An 18,290-nucleotide genomic window follows, 5' to 3' on the forward strand; every position below is an offset into this window, starting at 1 on the left:
GCGCCGGATCGGGAGCGACGCCCCTCCAAGTTTGGCCACCTTCGCGCGCTAGCGCCTCCGGAACGGCCATTGATGGCTGATGATGGCTTACCGTCTGTCGGGAGAGCGGTCCCCGTGATCCGTTTCGAGAAAGTCACCAAGATCTACCGGACCAACGGGCATCCTCGGATCATCCTGGACCAAGCCTCGTTCACCCTGAAGCCGGGCATCTCCTACGGCATCCTCGGCATCAACGGCGCCGGAAAGTCGACGACGATGCGCCTCATCGCCGGGACCGAGGACGCCTCGAAGGGGAAGATCCGGCGCGACCGGCGCGTGTCATGGCCGCTGGGCTTCGCGGGCGGCTTCCATCCGAAGATGAGCGGTCGCGACAACGTCATGTTCGTGGCCCGGATCTACGGGGAAGAGCCGCGGAAGGTCCTCGATTTCGTCGAGGATTTCTCCGAGCTCGGCAGCTACCTCGAAGCTCCGATCTACACGTACTCCTCGGGCATGGCCGCGCGGCTCGCCTTCGGCATGAGCATGGCGATCCCGTTCGACTGCTACCTGATCGACGAGATCACCTCGGTCGGCGACGCGCGCTTCTCCAAACGCTGCGACGAGGTTTTCGGGGAGCGCCGGAAGAACGCGGACATCATCATGGTCTCGCACTCGATGGACACGATCCGCCGGTGGTGCACCCACGGCCTCGTCCTGCTCAACGGGCGCGCGATCATCTATGAGGATGTCGACGACGCGATCGAGGTCTACAAGCGCCTCAACGCCTGACGCGCCCGGACCGCCCGCAGCCCGACAGGACGCGTCCCGCGGGCCTGGACCCACCGGCGTCCGGAACGCCCCGGCAGGCCGCCCCGCCCTGCTTCCAGCACCCGCTGCGCGGACGTTGTGATGTGGTCCGATTTTCGACAACACTGGCAGCCGCGCGTCAGTGCAGGGGAGCCGACGGGAGCGCCGTGAGCAGTCTGAAATTCGGTACGAGCGGCCTGCGCGGTCTCGTGACGGACCTCGTCGGTGGACCGAGCCACCGTTACGCCAGCGCCTTCCTGAGGTCCGTCCCGGCCGATGGCGGCGACCGGGAGGTCGTGATCGGCCGGGATCTGCGGGAGAGCTCTCCGGGCATCGCCGCGACGGTGGCCGACGCCGCGGCGGCCATGGGCTTCCGGGCGATCGACTGCGGCGCCCTGCCGACCCCGGCCCTCGCCCTCGAAGCGATGCGGCGCGGCGCCTACGCGGTCATGGTCACGGGCAGCCACATCCCCGAGGATCGCAACGGTCTGAAATTCTATCGGCCCGACGGCGAGATCACCAAGGCCGACGAGGCCGCCATCCTCGCCGCCCTGGGCGACCTGGCGGGTGCCGGCGCGCAGGCGGCTTCGCCGGTCCCCGCCACGCCGGAGCCCGCAGCCCTCGAGCGCTACCGTCGGCGCTACTGCGAGGCCTTCGCGCCCGGGATCCTGGAAGGCCTGCGCGTCGCGGTCTACCAGCAGAGTTCGGTCGCGCGCGATCTCCTGGCCGACCTGCTCGCCGCGTTCGGCGCACGGGTCACGCCGATCGGCCGGTCGCAGACCTTCGTGCCGATCGATACCGAGGCGCATCGTCCGGAGGATATCGCCTTCATCGCCGACGTGGCGGCCTCCGGCACCTTCGACGCGCTCGTGACCACCGATGGCGACGCCGACCGGCCCCTGATCGCCGACGGCGGCGGACGGATCCTGCGGGGCGACGTGCTCGGCCTCATCACCGCCCGGTTCCTCGGCGCCGATACGGTCGTCGTTCCGGTCACCGCCGGCTCGGCGCTCGAACGTTCGGGCGGCTTCGCCCGGGTGGTCCGCACCCAGGTCGGCTCCCCCTTCGTCATCGCCGGCATGGAGCACGCGATGGGCGCTGGCGCGCGTCCCGTCGTCGGCTACGAGGCGAATGGCGGTTTCCTCCTCGGTTCGGACGTCACGATCGACGGCCGGATCCTCCCCGCCCTGCCGACACGGGACGCCATGCTGCCCATCCTGGCCACGCTCGCCGCGGCGCGGGCCGGGGGCACCTCTCTGGCCGAGCTCGTCCTGTCGCTCGATGCAGGCGAGATGGCGAGCGACCGGCTGCCCGACACGCCGTCGGAGCGCAGCGGCGCATTTCTCGCGCAGCTCCGCCAGGATGCGTTCCGGAACGCCTTCCTGCGGCCGGTGGGTTCGCCGGGGTCGATCGATCAGCAGGACGGGGTCAGGATCGAGCTCGACGGCGGCCGGACGATCCATTTCCGCGCCTCGGGCAACGCGCCCGAGTTGCGCTGCTACGCGGAGGCCGGGTCGGCGCGGGAGGCTCAGGATCTCGTCCGCTGGGGCTTGGCGGCAGCGGCGGCGGCGATGGCGGAGCGGCGGTAAGGGACGCCGCGCGTCAGCCCTTCGCGCACCGCCTCCCGGCAGCGAGTGATCGAAGGCGTGTCAGACGACGAAGCCGAACTCCCGATAATCCTCCGGCGCGGCGAAGGTCTGGATCAGACGGTGCTTGTCGGCGAATGCGCCCGCCATGTCGTAGGAGCCGCCGACCGGGCGCACATGCCGGACCGGGACGGCATCGATGATCCCGATCTGGTAGCGGTGCCCGCCGAGGAGCTTCGGCCAGAGCTGATCGAGCCCCCAGCTGCTCTCGGAGAGCAAGAAGCTGCCGACACAGCGGTCGAGCGCACTGCGTGAGAAGATCGGAAACATGACCTCGACGAAATTCGTGTAGCGCAGGCGCTTGTCGGCCTGCTGAACCGTGATCTGATGCGAGTAGAAGCTCGACGGATGCAGGGCCGGCTGACTGAGCGCGAGATTGTGGCACTTGGCGATCTCGAACATGCGGTTGATGTCACGCCGGCTCATCTCGATATCGTCATCCGGGAAGGCGATATACTCGTAGTCCCACAGAGGGCTTCCCGGATACAGCAGCTGATGCAGGCTCTGATACTTCCGGTTTTTGTTCTGCAGAATATTGTATTCTGCCGGCTCACAGGCCGCGAAGCTCTCGGCGCTGTCGTACCAGCTGATGCAGAGATCCCAATTGCGGTCACTCTCGTCGATGTCCGTGAGCCAGGATGGATGCGACGAGCCTGATCCGGCGCGAAGAACAACGAGGTTCGGCCGTCGGCTCGGAAGCGGCGACAGCGTGCAGGCCTCCGCGCGTTCCGGTGGGGCGAGCAGCGGCTTGGTCTCGATGAGGCAGTGGATGGTATCGGCCCGGTCGGTGCGTTCGAACAGCACCGTCTCGGATTCCGGCCCCGGCTCGCCCATCAGGAGCGTCATCGCGCAGGCCCCGGCCTCGTCCAGAAGCGCGATTCCGGTGTCGCGCGCCTTCCAGCTACGGAACCGAGGATCGTCGAGGCCGCCGACGTGCCCGTCGCGATAAAGCACAACGTAGGGCGAAATCAGCATTCCATCCAATCGCCCAAATATCCAAGGATGCCCTATGAAGCGCGCGACCTCATTCATGGAAGACGGAGAGGGCAATACCGATGTCATGGCGCGATCCGACAATTCCGTACGAGCTTATAATCTCAGAAGAGGCTCACCAGCAATCTGCCGAGTTCTTCCGCAAACCCATTTCGGCCGTTCCGCGATCTGGACCGCCTGATCCGGACCTTGGACGGAGCGGCCGATCAGCCTCCGGATGCGTTTTTCGGGACCCGCGGATCACGCAAGGCGCTCCCTTGCATTGCCGTGGCCGCATGTCCCTGCGCGGCACCGGCATCCACACCGGCGGGAAACGACCCGGCACCCGTTGCGCGTCGGGCGGACCCGTCTCCAGTCCGGCCACGCCGGCGTGCGGCGGCCGGCGCCGTCCACGCTTGCTGCAGGCGCCCTCAAGCATGACCCAGGACGATCCGGCGCTTGTCGGCGTCGGGCAGCGTTTGCCAATAGACCTCCGATCGCCGCACGATCGTGAGATCCACGGCGCCTTGCGGCGGGGTCTCGCCCCGTCCCGCGTAGTGGACGGCCCATTTCGTCTTGTAATTCATCGTCGGGATGTCGGTTCGCGCGATCTTGAGCCCACGGTTGTTCACCGCGGCCCAGATGAATTGATCGCCCGCGCCGCTGAGCTCGACCGGCAGGGTGGTCCAGAGTGCCGCGATCGCGACCGCGGTCCGGCGCAGCATCACGGTGCCGGTATCGGCGAAGCGCAGGCCGTCGCTTTCCGGATCGAGCGGGTCCAGCACGCTCCCATCAAGCCGCCTCAGCGCCCTGCGGCTCACGCCGACATCGGCGCCGTCCCGCAGGATCGCACCGAACAGGCTCGAGACGTGGTTCGGCTCGAGCCAGTTGTCGGCATCGAGGAAGCACACGCCTTCCGCACCGCCCTGAAAGGCGTGGAGGGCCCCGACGCCGCGCGCGAAGTTCCCGGCGTCCCGATGCGCCGCCGGGAGGACGACATGCTGCGCGTCCCAGGCCGCAACCGCGGGATTGGGGTGCCCGTCCGCGACCATGATGTGGGTGACCGCGATGTCCTGGGCCAGCACGCTCTGATGCGCCAGCAGGAGTTCGTGAAGGCTTTCACGATAGTACGGTGTGACGACCGCGATTTTACGGACCTGCGTGCCGACATTCGATGCCAAGAAATTCGTTATCGAAGTCGACTGTTTATCCAAAACAGGTTGAATCGTCATCTTGTCGCCATCCACATCATGAAACGCCTCGCCCACGTCACACCATCCCGATAAACTTCCTAGAGTGTTTGTCCCCGGAATTGCCTGCTTCGACACCCTCGGTTATGGATGGCCGTGGCATGGCTTGCGGGATGCTTTCGCGGTCGCTTCCGGCATCCGGGCGTTGCAAAGACAGGATATAGGACCGGTAGGTTAACCATTTATCTACCATGTCTGATTGCAATGCTTCACTTCGGATCGGGAGGCCATGACCCATAGCTATCGCGGAATGCGCGTCCTGGTGACGGGCCACACGGGCTTCAAAGGCGCCTGGCTCGCGTCCTGTCTCCTGCAGGACGGGGCGGAGGTCGCCGGGTTGGCGCTCGCGCCCGAGCCGGGAACGCCCAATCTCTTTCGGGATCTGGATCTCGCGAGCCGTATGCGGTCCGAAATCGTCGACATCCGCGATTTCGATACGGTCTCGACCGCGATCGCGCGTTTTCAGCCAGAGATCATCTTCCACCTCGCCGCCCAGTCGCTGGTGCGCCGCTCCTATGCCGATCCGCTGGGAACCTTCGCGGTCAACGTGATGGGTACGGCCCATGTGCTGGAAGCGGCGCGGCGCACCGGGACGGTGCGGGCCGTGGTCTGCGTCACGTCCGACAAGTGCTACGAGAACCGCGAGTGGGTCTGGGGCTACCGGGAGTCGGATCCCCTCGGCGGCAAGGATCCCTACAGCGCGAGCAAGGCCGCGGCCGAGATCGTGGCGGCCAGTTACCGCCAAGCCCTGCTGACGGGCTCCGGCCTGCGCCTGGCGACGGCGCGGGGCGGCAACGTCATCGGCGGCGGCGACTGGTCGGAGGACCGCCTCATCCCCGATCTCGTGCGGGCGATCCGGGCGGGAACGCCGCTCGTCCTGCGTCATCCCGCGGCGGTCCGGCCCTGGCAGCACGTACTCGAACTGCTGCACGGGTACCTGCTCCTCGGCGAGCGGCTCCTGGCGGCCGACGACGAGGCCGCCGGTGCCTGGAACTTCGGTCCGGCCCGGGCCAGCGAGGTGACGGTGGGACGCCTCGTCGCGGAGGCGCTCGCGGCCTGGGGGGGGGATCCGATACCGGTCCGCGTCGAGCCCTCGGCCGTCGCCGAGGCGGGCATCCTCAAGCTCGACACCGCGAAGGCGGAGGCGAAACTCGCTTGGCGCCCCGCGCTCGACTTCGCCACGACGGTTCGGCAGACGATGGCGTGGTACCGCGGCTATTCCGAGCAGCCGGCGACCGCCCGGGACCTCGTCGAGACCCAGATCGCCGAATATCGCCGCGTCGCGGCGGCCGCCGACGAGGGGGATCGGCCTTGACCGTGCCTGCCGATCGATCCCTCGTCCGCCGGCTGCGCCCCGGGCCGGAGCGCGCGCCGCCGAACGCGACGCCGGTGCGGCACAGGGATCCGCGTCACGACAACGGTTCGGAGGCCGGGCGATGAAAGCCGTCATCCTGGCCGGCGGCCTCGGGACACGCCTGTCCGAGGAAACCGCCACGCGGCCGAAGCCGATGGTCGAGATCGGCGGCCGGCCGATCCTCTGGCACATCATGAAGGGCTACAGCCATCACGGCATCAACGATTTCGTGATCTGCCTCGGCTACAAAGGCTATGTGATCAAGGAATATTTTGCGAATTACTTTCTGCACATGAGCGACGTGACGTTCCACGTCGCCGACAACCGGATGGAAATCCACCGGAAGACGGCCGAGCCCTGGACCGTGACGCTGGTGGACACGGGCGATAACAGCATGACGGGCGGTCGCCTCCGGCGGGTCCGGCACCATCTGGAGGGCGAGGACATGTTCGCCCTCACCTACGGCGACGGCGTGAGCGACGTCGACTTCACGGCCCAGATCGCCTTCCACCGCGCCCACGGCAAGCAGGCCACGGTGACGGCGGTCCGACCCGACAAGCGCTTCGGTTACCTCGCCCTCGACGACACGCAGGTCACGGCCTTCGAGGAGAAGCCCGCCAACGAGGGGGGGTGGATCAACGGCGGCTTCTTCCTGCTCTCCCCCTCGGTCATCGACCTGGTCGAGGGCGACGACACGATCTGGGAGCGGGCGCCCTTGGAACGCCTGGCGGGCGCGGGCGAGCTCCAGGCCTTCATCCACGACGGCTACTGGCAGGCCATGGACACCCTGCGCGACAGGACCAACCTCGAGGCGCTCTGGGCGTCGGGCCGGGCGCCGTGGAAGACGTGGTAGGGTCGCCGGCGCGTCCGGAGCGCCTGCTCGTCACGGGGGGCACCGGATTCATCGGCAGCCGGCTCGTGCACGGGTTCGCCGAGGCGGGGCTCGCGGTCGGCGCCCTCGTGCGGGCGCGATCGGACGCCGGGCGCCTCGATCCCCGGGCGACGGTTCTGCGCCACGACGGCTCGACGGACGGCCTCTACGATCTGGTTCGGTCCTTCGCGCCCGACGCCGTCATCCACGCGGCGACGACCTTCGTCGGCGTGCACGGGCCCGGGCAGATCGTCCCGCTCATCCAGTCCAACCTGCTCTTCGGGACGCAGCTCCTGGACGCGATGGCGCGATGCGGCGTCGCGCGCCTGGTCAATTTCGGCACCGCCTGGCAGCATTTCGACGGGGACCGCTACGATCCCGCGACGCTCTACGCGGCGACCAAGCAGGCCTTCGAGGATATCGCCGCCTATTACGTCGCGGCGGAAGGTTTCGCCGTCCTGACCTTGAAGCTCACCGACACCTACGGGCCGGACGACCCCCGGGGCAAACTCGTCTCGGCGCTGCTCCAGGCCCAACGCGCGGGCAGCGCCCTCGCCCTGTCGCCGGGTGCGCAGGGCATCAATCTCCTGCACGTCGACGACGTCCTCTCGGGCGTGCGGGTCGGGCTGTCGCGGGTCCTGGCGGCCGACGCCGGAACGCACGAACGCTTCGCGCTGCGGGGGCCGGAGACGCTGTCGCTCCAAAACCTCGTCGCGCGGCTCGAGCGGCTCGGCGGACGCCCGATCCGGGCCGATTGGGGGGCACGGCCCTATCGGCCGCGCGAGGTGATGCATCCGTGGATGGGGCCGCTCCTCCCAGGCTGGTCCGCCGCGACCGGCCTGGATGCGGGCCTCGGCGCGCTCGTGGGAAGGTCGGCCTGATGTTCGAAGCGCGTCCGACCGGCCTCGCCGATGTCGTCGCCCTCCGCGCGCCGGGCAGCCGCGACCCGCGCGGGAGCTTCCACAAGCTCGTGCATGCGCCGGCTCTCGCGGCCTGCGGTCTCAGGGCCGACTTCAAGGAGGTCTTCTGCTCCACGTCGGAGCGCGACGTCATCCGCGGCATGCATTTCCAGGCACCGCCCCACCAGCACGCGAAACTCGTCTGGTGCCTCGATGGCGCGGCGACGGATGTCGTCCTCGACCTCCGGCGCGGATCGCCGAGCTACGGCCGTGCGGTCGCGGTGGAACTCGGCGGCGAGGGGCCCACGGGGGTCTTCGTGCCCGAGGGCTGTGCCCACGGCTTCGTGGTGCGCTCCGCGCAGGCGACGCTCCTGTACTTCGTCACGTCGGTTCACGCGCCGGACGCCGATCAGGGGATCCGCTGGGACAGCTTCGGCTACGACTGGGGCGTCCCGCGACCGATCCTCTCGGAACGGGATCGCGCCCATCCGGGGCTGGACGATTTTGTCACACCGTTCTGAACGGCCGATGGCGCCACCCTGCCGGCGCCGCGACCGCGTTTACGAGTGGGCAGCGGTTTTGCGGCGAGGACCTGCAAGTCCTTGAGGACCGTGAGCACCGGACGAGAAGAGGCCGCGAACCGATGACCGATACCCTGCGCGCAGAGATCCTGGCCCTGTCTCGAGCCCACTTCGAGGCGCGCGCGAACCCGCGTTTCGTGCCCGGCGAGACCTACATCCCGCCCTCCGGCAAGGTCATGGACGCGGAGGATTGCGCCCACCTGATCGACGCCTCCCTCGACATGTGGCTGACCGCCGGACGCTATGCCGACCGGTTCGAGACCGAACTCGCCGCGGCCTTCGGCCGTCGATACGCCCGGCTCACCGTCTCGGGATCGGCCGCGAATCTGCTCGCCTTCGCGACACTGGCCTCGCCGAAGCTCGGGGACCGCCGGATCCGGCCGGGCGCCGAGGTCATCACGGTGGCGGCCGGCTTCCCCACGACGGTGGCGCCGATCGTCCAGAACGGCTGCGTGCCGGTCTTCGTCGATGTCGATCTCGAAACCCACAACGTCGACGTGGCGCTCCTCGAGGCGGCGATCACGCCGCAGACCCGGGCGGTGATGATCGCCCATTCCCTCGGCAACCCGTTCGACGTGGTACGGGTGGCCGAGATCTGCCGACGCCACGGGCTCCTGCTGGTGGAGGATTGCTGCGACGCCTTCGGCGCGACGATCGGCGGCCAGGGCGTGGGGACATTCGGCGATCTCGCCACCCTCAGCTTCTACCCGGCCCACCACATCACCACAGGGGAGGGGGGCGCCGTGCTGATGGAGCGCGGGCCGCTCGCGAAGATCGCCGAATCCCTCCGGGACTGGGGCCGGGACTGCTACTGCAAGCCCGGGGTCAGCAACACCTGCGGCAACCGCTTCGGCTGGAAGCTCGGGGATCTTCCGCATGGCTACGACCACAAATATACGTATAGCCAGATCGGCTATAATCTGAAGATGACCGACATGCAGGCTGCGCTGGGCGTCAGCCAGCTCGGCAAGCTCGGTCATTTCGTAGCCCGCCGCCGGGAGAACTTCGCCGGCCTGAAGCGGCGTCTCAGGGAGCGCGGGCTCGCCACGGTGTATCACCTGCCGGTGGCGACCCCGGGCTCGGAGCCGAGCTGGTTCGGCTACCTGCTGACGGTCCGGGACGGGGCCGGCATCGACCGGAATGCCCTGGTGGCCCGGCTGGAGGAGAAGCGGGTCGGGACCCGGCTGCTCTTCGCCGGGAACCTGACCCGACAACCCGCCTTCCGGGACGTGACCTACCGGGTGCACGGGGACCTGACCCACACCGACAAGATCATGCGCGACAGCTTCTGGGTCGGGATCTGGCCCGGGGTCACCGAGCCGATGCTCGACTACATGGCCGATACGATCCTGGCCGTCACGCGGGAACTCGGCGGCTGAGCTCCGGGGTTCGGCGCGTCGCGCCAGTCCGATCGGGCGCGGTCGGATCGCGCGGCGGCGGCGTCGGTTCAGGCCGCCAGCGCCGCCTGCCCGCTCCGCCCGGACGCCTGATCCATGATCTCGCCGATCCGCTCGCCCACCGCGATCGCGATCGCCACGGAGGCCTCGCCCTCCAGGCCCTGCCGGCAGATCCGTGTGAGGACGTCGGTCACCCGCTGCTCCATCACGCCGAGGATCGCGGCGGCGGCCTGCGGCTGCGCACCGCGCAGCACGGCCGCGAGGTCGCAGTAGGCGTCGTGAAGAAGCCGGAGCGTCAGGCGCTCGACAGCTTGCTCGTCCTCCGCCGTCAGTGCACGCATCTGGGGGACTCTCCAACAGGGCGCCGGAAGCGTCGCTTAAACCCGTTAACAAGGCGTAAAGGGCCCGGCCGGATCGCAACGGTCGGCTAACCATGCCGCCGGTCGCGGCGCGCGCGGCACCGCCAGGCCTGCGCACGGACCGAGCCGCGCAGGGAACTTGGCGGGGCCCGGCCGAGTCGGACCAGTATGTCCTCTCACCGCGAGACCCTCACCATGCGCCGCCTCCTCGTCGCCAGCCTCTGCCTCTCCGCGGCCACCGCGTCTCCCGTCCTGGCCCAGGTCCAGCAGAACGATCCCAACGCCGCGAACCGGTCTCTGGAGTCGAGCAGCCAGATCCGTACCCTGCAGCAGGATCAGACCACCCGGAACGACATGCTTCGGATGGACATCCAGCGGAACCAGGCGGCGACGCCCGGCCCGGTCATCGGGCCGAACCCCACCGGCCCGGGGATCGGCGCGCCCGGTCGAATCGGGCGCTGAGCGTCCCTCCCGGCCGGCAGCCGCCGTGCCGCGCAACGCGCCGGGCAGGTTCCGCAAGAGGCTCCGGCCCGCCAACGCGGGCCTGCCTAGCGATCCGGCAGGTGCCGCCCGCGCACGACCACGCGTGGCCAGCGGTCGAGGCCGATGGGCATCAGGACGGCGATCTGGTGGGGCACGGCGGCGTCGCCCAGCAGGCTCTTGAGCGAGATCCGGCAGGCCTCCTCGAGCTCGGCCCGGGTCCGGGCGCCCGAGGTCCTGATATCGGCGATCAGAAGCGCCGCGATCTCGTGGGCGAAGGCATCGCACTCCGACATGCCGGGCTCCCGTTCTGGACGAGGGCAATATAGTCTCTTTTAACGGTTTTGCGCATCGGCACAGAATTGCGTATCCACATCGCGGCATCGGATACTTGCGATCTCAGTACTCCGTACGATCCCGCGGATCGTTCCGCTCCCGGCGCCGGCCGTCATGCCCCCCCTACGCCGCCGCCCTGTGGGCGTTGGTCCGCCGGTCGAGTTCGACAACCGTGGCGTCGAGCAGCGTCTCCAGGGCGTCGCAGGCGGATTGCGGCTCGGCGCAGGCCTCGTCCCGGGCCGCCAGCTCGATGGTGCGCAGGCGCTCGACGAGGGCCCGCGCGCCGATATTGGCGCTCATGGATTTGAGGCTGTGCGCGGCCTGGGCGATGCCCGACTGATCCGACTCCGCCAGGGCGCCTCTCAGAACCGCCAGCACCGCGGGGGCCTGCTGACGGTACAGGTCGACGATGCGGCCCACGAACGCGCCGTCCCCGAGGCCGACGAGGCCGTCCAGGACCTCGGCGTCGAGCAGGTCGCCGTGAGCCGCAAGTCCGGCCCGCGGCCCGCCGGCCGACGTCGGCGCGGGTGAGACTAGGCCCGCATCCCGAAGGGCCGGCGCGTGCGCCTGCAGGATCGCGGCGAGTTGCGTCAGGGTGAAGGGCTTGGCGAGCGAGCCGTCCATGCCGGAGGCCGCCGCGGCCTCGGCGGCCTCGGCGAGGACATGGGCGGTGAGGGCGATGATCGGGGTGCGCCGGCCGCCCGACGCCGCTTCGCGCCCGCGGATGGTCCGGGCGGCCGCGAAACCGTCCAGGATCGGCATGCTGCCGTCCATCAGGATCAGGTCGAAAGGTTGCGCGCCGGCGGCGTCCACCGCGGCGGCGCCGTCCGCGACGACCACCACGTCGGTGACGCCGCAGCGTGCGAGGGCCTCGACGGCGACCTCGCGGTTGACCGCGCTGTCGTCGGCGACCAGCACCCGCGCGCCCGGGAAGCGGGGAAGCGACGCCGCCGGGATCGCCCGCGCGGCGGAGGGGACGAAGGCGCCGCCCCCGGCCAGAGCCGCGAGGGCAGGCCGCCACTCCGCCTGGGTGACGGGCCAGCGCAGGATCTCGTCGGCGAGCCCCGTCCGGAGCGCCTCGTCGGCGGCGGTGTCGCCCGGCCCGGCGACGACGAGGACGCGGTCCGCGCCGTCCGGCCGGCGGCCCGCCGCCACGACGGCGGCGGCGTCGAGGATCCAGTGGGCGGGGGCCGGGCCGGTCGCCTCGACCGGCTCGAACCCGGCCGCGCGCAGCCCGGCGGCGAGGGCCTCCCGGGTGGCCGGCCCCGCGGCGCGCAGGACGACCCGGGCCGGCACCGAGGGGTGGCGCGCCACCGGCTGCGCGGCCGCTTCGATCTCCATCGGGATGCGCGCCGAGAAGGTCGAGCCGACGCCGGCGCGGCTCGCCACCGCCACGGTGCCGCCCATCGCGGCGATGATCCGCTGGGCGATCGACAGGCCGAGGCCGGTGCCGCCGAAGCGGCGGGTCGTGGACTGGTCGGCCTGCGAGAAGGCCGAGAAGATCGTGGCCAGCTTGTCCTGCGGGATGCCGATCCCGGTATCGGTGACGGCGATGACGAGGCACCCGTCCCGGGCGTCGATCGTCATCCGCACCGAGACGTGGCCGGCTTCGGTGAACTTCAGGGCGTTCGACACGAAGTTGCTCACCACCTGCCCGAGGCGGACCGGGTCGCCCAGGATCGCCCGCGGCACATCCGGGGCGATCTCGGCCGCGAGGTCGAGCCCCGCAGCCCGAGCCCGTTCGGCGAACAGCATGATCACGGTGTCGGCGACCTCGGCGGGGCTCACGGGCACGCGCTCCAGGTCGAGCTTGCCGGCCTCGACCTTGGCGAAATCGAGGATGTCGTTGATGATCGCCATGAGCGCCGTGCCGGACCGGGCGATCACCTCGGCATACCGGCGCTGGCGCACCGGCAGGTCGGAGCTCGCGAGCAGTTCCGCCATCACGAGGACGCCGTTCATCGGCGTCCGGATCTCGTGGCTCATCGTGGCGAGGAAGGTCGACTTGGCGGCGTTGGCGGTCTCGGCGGCCTGCTTGGCCTCGCTCAGGTCCGCCGTCCGGGCGCGGACCTCCGCCTCCAGATGGGCGCTGTGGGCGGCGAGGCGGTGGTCGCGCTCGTTCACGGCCGAGAGCAGGTCGTTGAAGGTGCGCGCCAGCGCGCCGACCTCGTCGTCGCTGGCCACGGGCGCGCGCTGCGCGTAGTCGTGGCGCAGGCGGACGGCGTCCATCGTGCGGGCCAGGGCGCTCAGCGGGCGCGTGACGCTGCGCTGCAGGTACAGGGAGACACCGATCCCGATGGCGACCGCGAGCAGCGCCGCCAGCGCGGCGTTCAGCCCGGCCGCCCGGATGTGGTCGAGGATGTCGTCGGTCTCGCCGATCAGGACGACGCGGCCCACGGCCCCCCCGTTCTCCTCGATCGGCGCGGTCACCCGCAGGGTGCGGGTGGCGAGCATGCGCAGGAGCGACAGGTCCTCGCCGTCCTGGGCCGCATCCTGCGTCAGGCGCAGGCCGAGTCCCTGCTCCGCCAGGATCGATCCGTCCGCCCGCTCGATCGCCCCGTAGACGATCGACGGGACGTTGCCGATCGCCCTGAGCGACGCGGCCGCCGCGTCGGCGTCGTCGTCCGCGGTCGCCCGGGCGCCGCCGTGGGCGAAGACCTGGGCGACCGCCTCCAGCGCGCGGTGCTTGTCGTCGGCGTAGCGGGTGACCTCGCGCCACACCGACAGGGCGGCCGCCAGGATGAGCGCCGCCGTGACCGCACCGGTGACCGCCAGCGCGAGCCGGCCGGCCAGGGAGCGTTTCGGGGTGAGCCACGCGCGTTGCACGGTTCGCTCCTGTGCGGGGCCCGGGGAGGGCGTGGAGGTGGGGTTACGGTCTTCGACGGTCACCGGCCGCGTCAGGCGCCGCGCCTTGCGGCGGCGGCCGACACGGGTTTTCGGCGGGGACGCGCGCACCCGGCTTGCGCGGGGGGCGCGGCGCTCGCCGGAGAGCCGTCCCGGATCAGGCGGCGGCCCTGATCCAAGTCTGCTCCACCTCGTCCCAGCCCGCGAGGAAGGCGTCGACGCAGCGCGGGTCGAAATGGAGGCCGGCTTGGTCCGCCACGAAGGACCGGGCCCGATCGAGGGGCCAGGCCGTCTTGTAGGGCCGCTCGGTCACCAGGGCGTCGAACACGTCGGCCACCGCCACGATGCGGCCGGAGAGCGGGATCGCCGCGCCCTTCAGGCCCCGCGGGTAGCCCGCGCCGTCCCAGCGCTCATGGTGGCTCTCGGCGATCTCGGCGGCGAGCCGCACGACGTCCGACGTGCTCCCCTCCAGGATCCGGCGACCGCGCTCGGCGTGCTTCTGCATCTCGGCGCGCTCCTCCGCGGAGAGCGGCCCCCGCTTGAGCAGGATCGAATCGGGGACGCCGATCTTCCCGACATCGTGCATCGTGGAGGCGAGCCTCAGGCTCCGGACCTCCGATGCGGCAAAGCCGAGATTGCCCGCGATCACGCCCACGTACCCCGCGACCCGGGCGATGTGATCGCCGGTGTCGGAGTCGCGGTGCTCGGCGGCGCGCATCAGCAGGGCGATAATCTCGTGCTCCCGCGCCTCGATCACCGCGACCGCCGCCGCGACCTCGCGGGCCAGCCACGCGGTCCGGTCCTGCTCCTGCCGGTGCGCCGCGCTGATCTTCATCAGGTTGGTGATCCGCGCCTGGATCTCCACGGGATCGCAGGGCTTCCCGAGGAAGTCGGTGGCGCCGGCGCGCAGGGCCTGGTGGCGCAGGCTGCGCTGGTCGAGGCTCGTCACCATGACGATCGGCACGTGCGCGAAGCCCGGCACCGCCCGCGCGGCCGCGATGACGTCGAGACCGGTCATCCCGGGCATGTCGTAGTCGGTGACGACGATCCCGATCCGGTCGACATTCGCCCGCAGGAAGGCGAGCGCCGTCGCAGGACACGTGAACGCGACCGGCTCGCAACCGGCCACGGGCTTGAGCGCCTGCATGATCAGCAGGTTGTTCATCTCGGAATCGTCAAGGATGAGGGCGAGCACCGGGTCACTCCCAGGCGGCGGGTCGTCGGCGAAATGTCGTCATCGCGCCCCGCCTGTCGCGGCAAGCAGGGGCATGCCGATCGCGTTGCAGTTCGCGTCCGGAGCGGCCCCTGGTGGAGCGTGCCCGGCCCGGGCCGCGCGTCGTCGCGGGAGATGCGGTCGGCCCGCCTCGCTCAGCCCGACGGCGAGAGCCACGCGGCCGGATCCGTTCGGCAGGGCGCGCAGAGCGTCGCGGCGCAGGCACCACGGGTATCGAATGACCGCATCCTCCCAGACCCGGACCCACCGGCGGCGCAGGCACGCCTCTCCCGGTCGCCGGTCTTAGGGCATAACCCTGGCCGTTAAAGAATTCGTCGTGCCCCGCCGATCAGCGCGCGCAAATGCGCTGATCACGCCATCGTACGCGGAGGTATTCATAGATCATGGTAAACATTCCGGCGATGAGGCTAAAACCCCCTGGATGTTATCCTATGTTGCTATGAGCTGAGAACTGCAGCGGCCCATGATCGGACAGCCTCCCGGGAAAAGCCTGGTCGTCCTCGCGGCAACCGCTGAAAAGCGTTCCATTACTGGATGCCTTGCACACTTTTTAAACGGGCTGATCGTAGCGTCGTCTGAGATCGTGCGGACGCGTCCATTGGGCGGGCGTACGACCTTTCAGAGTTCATGGGCAATGACGGGATTCCTGAGGCGTCTGGCGGCATTCGTTCCCGACCTTCCCGGTCCTGCGCCAGTCACTCCGGCTTCGAACCCCGCCGCGCGGGCGGCCCATCCGGAGGTCGTGTCCGCGTCATCGCCCCGCGCGGTCGCGGGGCCCAGGGGCCGCTCCCGGCGCTTCGGCCGCCACCGGGGCGGCGCCTCCGCGGTGGAGTTCGCCCTCGTGGCGGCCCCCTTCCTGGCCCTGTTCTGCGTGGTGGCGGAATCCGGCCTCGTCGCCCTGGAGCAGCAGACCCTCGACACCGCCCTCGACCGCGGCGTCCGCCAGCTGCGGACGGGGATATTCCAGGAGGGGGCCGACGGCAGCGATCCGGGACAGCGCTTCCGCAAGATCGTCTGCAGCGGACCCTCGGTCCTGTTCCCGTGCACGGATCTCCGCCTCGACGTTTCGCGGACGGTGTCGTTCTCGACGTCCCAACCCGCGGAGCCGTTCGACAAGACCAAGAAGACCTGGGCGGCCGGCTTCGGCATGCGCTTCGACTGCCCGCAGGGGGGCGACACGGTCACGGTGCGCGCCGCGGTGCCGGTGGTACGCCTGTTCCAAATTCTGGATTTCACCGGCCGGATCATGTCCGACAAGTCGCAGATGCTGATCGCGACCGAGATCTTCCAAGCCGAGGATTACGAGCCGAAACCGTGTTGAGCGGCGGCCTCCGCACCGGTCTGATGGCCTTCACGGACAGCCGGGACGGGGTCAGCGCCGTCGAGTTCAGCCTGATCGCGCCGGTTATGCTGGCGCTGTTCATGGGGTCGATCGAGCTGCCGCGCGCCTACATGATCGGCAAGAGGCTCGACAACGCCACGGCCACGATGGCCGACCTGATCTCCCGCGGGACCTACACGGACCTGTCGCCGGTCTTCGCCGCGCTGGGCGCGATCTCCAATCCCTACGACGTGACCCGGGCGAGCGTCGTCCTGACGGCCGCCGGCACGTACCAGACCGGCTCCGCGGCCACCACGCAGGTCTGTTCCAGCGCGCAGTCCAACGGGCAGGCCCGCCCGGCCGGGTCCTCGCTCGGCCCCCCGCCGGCCGGCCTGGACCGGGGCGGCGACCGCTTCGTGATGTCGGAGGTCACGATGCCCTACCGCCCGATCTTCCCGCTCTTCCCCGGTCTCGCCCAGTATACTTATCGATACAGGAAGGTCTGGCCCGTGCGCAGCGGGAAGATCTACGACGGCCAGAGCGAGGTGGTTCTGCCGGGGGGCAATCCCTGTCCGAAATAGGCCGGCTCACCCCTCGGCGTCCCTCAGATCGTCTCGTAGGCGAACAGGACCGCGATCATCGTCAGGCTGACCAATCCGAGGACGAAGCAGACGTCGGCGCAGCGCTCGAGACGGGCCATGCGGCCGCTCCCGGCCTCGAGGCGGATCGACAGGTAGGACGCGATCGCGCCGACCAGGAACAGGATGGCCGTCAGGGCGGCGGCCTCGTCGACATGGCTCGGGCCCGTCCGCCCCTCGACGATCTTCACCAGTCCGATCAGGGTGGTGCAGACGCCGACCATCGTGCCCGCGCTCGGCAGGATGTGGCGCGACAGCGCCTCCTCGCCGGATCCGCGTGTCCTCCGCCTTTCGGCCATGGGCGCCTCCTAAGCTGCGTGCCGGCCGATCCTTGACCCATCCGGCCCCGCCCGAGGAGGCTCGACTTGAAGCGCCCGCTGACCACCAGCTTCCCCGTGCCGCCGAACCCGGACCCGGAGCCCCAGGCCGGGCCCGGGCCGGCTCCGACTTCGTCCTGGCGCGAGGTCGCCCCGATCGTGGCTGCGCTCATCGCCACCCTGGCGGCGATCGAATCCGGTCCGAAGGCGGGGCCGGCGATGCGGGCGCACCGCTCCGCCCTGCGCCGCCAGGGCGAGGCCGCGACCCTGCTCGGCGGGAGCGACGCGATGGCGGCCGTGCTGGCGCAGGTCGCGGACACCGATCCCGCCCGCGCCGCGGGGCGCCTCGACCTCATCCGGGACGCCTGGGCGGGGCTGCCCGGCTGGCCCGGATGAGGGCCGGCCGACGGCCGCGCTCACCAGCCGCCGTAGGACCGGCGCGGGCCGTCGTAGCCGCCGGGACCGCGCTCGTAACCGCCGCCGTACCCGTATGGCCGGCCGCCATAGGGGCCGCGCGGGCCGCCATAACCCCAGCCCCGATCGTTGGGCCGGCAATGCCCCCACGGGTTCGGGTGGAAGCCGGGGCCGCAGCCGCCGGCGACGCGCTCGAACGGGATGGCACCGCCGGGCGGTCCGTAGCCGAACGGCGCCGCATGCGCCGTGGCGAGACCCGCCGCCAGCACCGCGGCCGTTCCAAGCATCCTGCCGAGCCCCGCTCCGAATCGCCCGCCGAACATCCTGACGCGCACCATCACACAGCCTCCTGGGAGAACCTCGGCCCGAACCGGTCGGACCGGATGACAGCAGGATGCGGCGCGGTCCGTGAACCGGATCCGGGCGGCGCGTTCATCGGGCCGCCGGGTTCTCAGTGCCGGTATCGTTCGGCGAGCGCCATGAGCGCCTGGGCGAGTTCGGTGAGGTTGGCGGAGGCCGCCTCGACCTGTCGGGTTCCGGCGGCGGTCTGCTGGCTGGCCTGGCGGATGTTCTGCAGGGCGCCCATCACCT

19 protein-coding genes are annotated in these 18,290 nt (G+C 70.3%); 11 read left to right on the plus strand and 8 right to left on the minus strand.

All coding sequences use genetic code 11. The features are described from left to right. Nucleotides 1–114 precede the first annotated feature (114 nt). Together MKL01_RS34375 and MKL01_RS34380 are read left to right on the plus strand one after the other, a co-directional pair. Nucleotides 115–768 carry an ABC transporter ATP-binding protein gene (locus MKL01_RS34375; RefSeq protein WP_243909652.1) on the plus strand — a complete coding sequence of 218 codons (654 nt, stop codon included), beginning with the start codon at nucleotides 115–117 and terminating at the stop codon, nucleotides 766–768. A 185-nt stretch (nucleotides 769–953) separates the two neighbouring features. Further along, entirely contained in the window at nucleotides 954–2,375 is a 1,422-nt protein-coding gene (locus MKL01_RS34380; RefSeq protein ID WP_243909653.1) for a phosphomannomutase, read from the plus strand. A gap of 60 nt (nucleotides 2,376–2,435) precedes the next feature. Here the strand turns inward: MKL01_RS34380 and MKL01_RS34385 are convergent, their stop codons facing one another. After that, on the minus strand, nucleotides 2,436–3,494 hold the full coding sequence (locus MKL01_RS34385; RefSeq protein ID WP_243909654.1) for a DUF707 domain-containing protein: 1,059 nt from the start codon (nucleotides 3,492–3,494) through the stop codon (nucleotides 2,436–2,438). Nucleotides 3,495–3,835: 341 nt separating this feature from the next. Beyond that, entirely contained in the window at nucleotides 3,836–4,672 is an 837-nt protein-coding gene (locus MKL01_RS34390; RefSeq protein WP_243909655.1) for a glycosyltransferase family 2 protein, read from the minus strand. A gap of 211 nt (nucleotides 4,673–4,883) precedes the next feature. Between MKL01_RS34390 and rfbG the strand changes: the two genes are divergently transcribed. The 5 genes from rfbG to rfbH all read left to right on the plus strand — a co-directional run bounded on the left by rfbG (nucleotide 4,884) and on the right by rfbH (nucleotide 9,738). Beyond that, complete coding sequence (gene rfbG / locus MKL01_RS34395; RefSeq protein ID WP_243909656.1) at nucleotides 4,884–5,969, plus strand: CDP-glucose 4,6-dehydratase; 1,086 nt, start codon at nucleotides 4,884–4,886, stop codon at nucleotides 5,967–5,969. Between the two features lie 121 nt (nucleotides 5,970–6,090). Then, entirely contained in the window at nucleotides 6,091–6,861 is a 771-nt protein-coding gene (gene rfbF, locus MKL01_RS34400; RefSeq protein ID WP_243909657.1) for a glucose-1-phosphate cytidylyltransferase, read from the plus strand. Beyond that, nucleotides 6,846–7,760 (plus strand): NAD-dependent epimerase/dehydratase family protein, encoded by a 915-nt coding sequence (locus tag MKL01_RS34405; protein WP_243909658.1) that lies wholly within the window; start codon nucleotides 6,846–6,848, stop codon nucleotides 7,758–7,760. Before rfbF ends, MKL01_RS34405 begins: the two co-directional genes overlap by 16 nt. Next, complete coding sequence (locus MKL01_RS34410; RefSeq protein ID WP_243909659.1) at nucleotides 7,760–8,299, plus strand: dTDP-4-dehydrorhamnose 3,5-epimerase family protein; 540 nt, start codon at nucleotides 7,760–7,762, stop codon at nucleotides 8,297–8,299. The genes MKL01_RS34405 and MKL01_RS34410 overlap by 1 nt, the downstream gene beginning before the upstream one ends. A 122-nt stretch (nucleotides 8,300–8,421) precedes the next feature. After that, a complete protein-coding gene (gene rfbH, locus MKL01_RS34415) occupies nucleotides 8,422–9,738 on the plus strand; it encodes a lipopolysaccharide biosynthesis protein RfbH (protein ID WP_243909660.1) in 1,317 nt (438 codons plus the stop codon). A gap of 68 nt (nucleotides 9,739–9,806) precedes the next feature. On the opposite strand, the gene MKL01_RS34420 is transcribed toward rfbH, so the two are convergent. Further along, on the minus strand, nucleotides 9,807–10,097 hold the full coding sequence (locus MKL01_RS34420) for a hypothetical protein (protein WP_243909661.1): 291 nt from the start codon (nucleotides 10,095–10,097) through the stop codon (nucleotides 9,807–9,809). 186 nt (nucleotides 10,098–10,283) lie between these two features. On the opposite strand from MKL01_RS34420, the gene MKL01_RS34425 reads away from it, so the two are divergent. After that, nucleotides 10,284–10,577: a hypothetical protein gene (locus tag MKL01_RS34425; protein ID WP_243909662.1), complete on the plus strand. Its 294-nt coding sequence runs from the start codon at nucleotides 10,284–10,286 to the stop codon at nucleotides 10,575–10,577. An 86-nt stretch (nucleotides 10,578–10,663) separates the two neighbouring features. Here MKL01_RS34425 and MKL01_RS34430 read toward each other — a convergent pair whose 3' ends face one another. The 3 genes from MKL01_RS34430 to MKL01_RS34440 form a co-directional block, all read right to left on the minus strand. Next, on the minus strand, nucleotides 10,664–10,891 hold the full coding sequence (locus tag MKL01_RS34430) for a hypothetical protein (protein WP_243909663.1): 228 nt from the start codon (nucleotides 10,889–10,891) through the stop codon (nucleotides 10,664–10,666). Between the two features lie 163 nt (nucleotides 10,892–11,054). Continuing rightward, nucleotides 11,055–13,757, minus strand: coding sequence for an ATP-binding protein (locus tag MKL01_RS34435; RefSeq protein WP_243909664.1), 2,703 nt, complete (start codon nucleotides 13,755–13,757; stop codon nucleotides 11,055–11,057). A 175-nt stretch (nucleotides 13,758–13,932) separates the two neighbouring features. Next, nucleotides 13,933–14,970 (minus strand): HD-GYP domain-containing protein, encoded by a 1,038-nt coding sequence (locus MKL01_RS34440; protein ID WP_243909665.1) that lies wholly within the window; start codon nucleotides 14,968–14,970, stop codon nucleotides 13,933–13,935. Between the two features lie 781 nt (nucleotides 14,971–15,751). On the opposite strand from MKL01_RS34440, the gene MKL01_RS34445 reads away from it, so the two are divergent. Together MKL01_RS34445 and MKL01_RS34450 are read left to right on the plus strand one after the other, a co-directional pair. Continuing rightward, nucleotides 15,752–16,330: a TadE/TadG family type IV pilus assembly protein gene (locus MKL01_RS34445; protein ID WP_243909666.1), complete on the plus strand. Its 579-nt coding sequence runs from the start codon at nucleotides 15,752–15,754 to the stop codon at nucleotides 16,328–16,330. Further along, entirely contained in the window at nucleotides 16,324–16,911 is a 588-nt protein-coding gene (locus MKL01_RS34450; protein WP_409566403.1) for a TadE/TadG family type IV pilus assembly protein, read from the plus strand. The genes MKL01_RS34445 and MKL01_RS34450 overlap by 7 nt, the downstream gene beginning before the upstream one ends. 23 nt (nucleotides 16,912–16,934) lie before the next feature. On the opposite strand, the gene MKL01_RS34455 is transcribed toward MKL01_RS34450, so the two are convergent. Beyond that, complete coding sequence (locus MKL01_RS34455; RefSeq protein WP_243909668.1) at nucleotides 16,935–17,267, minus strand: hypothetical protein; 333 nt, start codon at nucleotides 17,265–17,267, stop codon at nucleotides 16,935–16,937. Between the two features lie 66 nt (nucleotides 17,268–17,333). Here MKL01_RS34455 and MKL01_RS34460 point away from each other — a divergent pair, with 66 nt between their 5' ends. Continuing rightward, on the plus strand, nucleotides 17,334–17,681 hold the full coding sequence (locus MKL01_RS34460) for a hypothetical protein (protein WP_243909669.1): 348 nt from the start codon (nucleotides 17,334–17,336) through the stop codon (nucleotides 17,679–17,681). Nucleotides 17,682–17,701: 20 nt separating this feature from the next. On the opposite strand, the gene MKL01_RS34465 is transcribed toward MKL01_RS34460, so the two are convergent. After that, nucleotides 17,702–18,037 carry a GCG_CRPN prefix-to-repeats domain-containing protein gene (locus MKL01_RS34465; RefSeq protein WP_243909670.1) on the minus strand — a complete coding sequence of 112 codons (336 nt, stop codon included), beginning with the start codon at nucleotides 18,035–18,037 and terminating at the stop codon, nucleotides 17,702–17,704. Nucleotides 18,038–18,290: the final 253 nt, after the last annotated feature.

This window comes from Methylobacterium sp. J-070, assembly GCF_022829385.1.
Classification (GTDB): domain Bacteria; phylum Pseudomonadota; class Alphaproteobacteria; order Rhizobiales; family Beijerinckiaceae; genus Methylobacterium.

Excerpts from the sequence above, each read along its gene's own strand:
- MKL01_RS34425 (WP_243909662.1), top strand. The coding sequence starts at position 10,284 with ATGTCCTCTCACCGCGAGACCCTCACCATGCGCCGCCTCCTCGTCGCC.
- MKL01_RS34385 (WP_243909654.1), bottom strand. The coding sequence starts at position 3,494 with ATGACATCGGTATTGCCCTCTCCGTCTTCCATGAATGAGGTCGCGCGC.
- MKL01_RS34465 (WP_243909670.1), bottom strand. The coding sequence starts at position 18,037 with ATGGTGCGCGTCAGGATGTTCGGCGGGCGATTCGGAGCGGGGCTCGGC.
- MKL01_RS34420 (WP_243909661.1), bottom strand. The coding sequence starts at position 10,097 with ATGCGTGCACTGACGGCGGAGGACGAGCAAGCTGTCGAGCGCCTGACG.
- rfbF (WP_243909657.1), top strand. The coding sequence starts at position 6,091 with ATGAAAGCCGTCATCCTGGCCGGCGGCCTCGGGACACGCCTGTCCGAG.
- rfbH (WP_243909660.1), top strand. The coding sequence starts at position 8,422 with ATGACCGATACCCTGCGCGCAGAGATCCTGGCCCTGTCTCGAGCCCAC.
- rfbG (WP_243909656.1), top strand. The coding sequence starts at position 4,884 with ATGACCCATAGCTATCGCGGAATGCGCGTCCTGGTGACGGGCCACACG.
- MKL01_RS34430 (WP_243909663.1), bottom strand. The coding sequence starts at position 10,891 with ATGTCGGAGTGCGATGCCTTCGCCCACGAGATCGCGGCGCTTCTGATC.
- MKL01_RS34455 (WP_243909668.1), bottom strand. The coding sequence starts at position 17,267 with ATGGCCGAAAGGCGGAGGACACGCGGATCCGGCGAGGAGGCGCTGTCG.
- MKL01_RS34410 (WP_243909659.1), top strand. The coding sequence starts at position 7,760 with ATGTTCGAAGCGCGTCCGACCGGCCTCGCCGATGTCGTCGCCCTCCGC.